The following is a 605-nucleotide window of genomic DNA, read 5'->3' as shown; positions in this document are numbered from 1 at the left end:
ATAGCAAATCTTAAGTATAATAATCAAGAGGTTTTAGCAGTAAATGGTGATAAAGTAGAGAGTTTTGTTCCGAAAGAAAGTACAAATTCAAATGGTAAATTTGTAGTAGTTGAACGTGAGAAAAAATCACTTACAACTTCACCAGTCGATATTTCGATTATTGATTCTGTGGCTAATCGTACTTATCCAGGAGCAGTACAACTTGCAAATAAAGCTTTTGCGGATAATCAACCTAGTTTGTTAGTAGCTAAGAGAAAACCTTTGAATATTAGTATAGACTTACCTGGCATGAGAAAAGACAATACAATTACTGTCCAAAATCCTACATATGGTAATGTGTCTGGAGCAGTAGATGAATTAGTATCTACTTGGAATGAAAAGTATTCAAAAACACATACGTTACCTGCAAGAATGCAGTATACAGAATCTATGGTGTATAGTAAATCTCAAATAGCAAGTGCTCTTAATGTTAACGCTAAATATCTTGACAATGCACTGAACATTGATTTTAAAGCGATTGCAGATGGAGAGAAAAAAGTGATGGTTGCGGCATATAAGCAAATCTTTTATACCGTAAGTGCAGAACTACCTAACAATCCATCAGA

General features: G+C 33.7%; 1 protein-coding gene. It reads left to right on the top strand.

What is annotated here, in order from left to right:
- A partial coding sequence (locus JDS96_RS30600) for a thiol-activated cytolysin family protein (RefSeq protein ID WP_199669108.1) occupies positions 1 to 605 on the top strand: 605 nt, incomplete at both ends.

Origin of the sequence: Bacillus cereus group sp. N21 (assembly GCF_016483395.1) — a bacterium.
Classification (GTDB): Bacteria; Bacillota; Bacilli; order Bacillales; family Bacillaceae_G; genus Bacillus_A; species Bacillus_A pseudomycoides.
The sequence above is the reverse complement of the archived record's forward strand: the minus strand, read 5'-3'. Positions and strand labels throughout refer to the sequence as shown.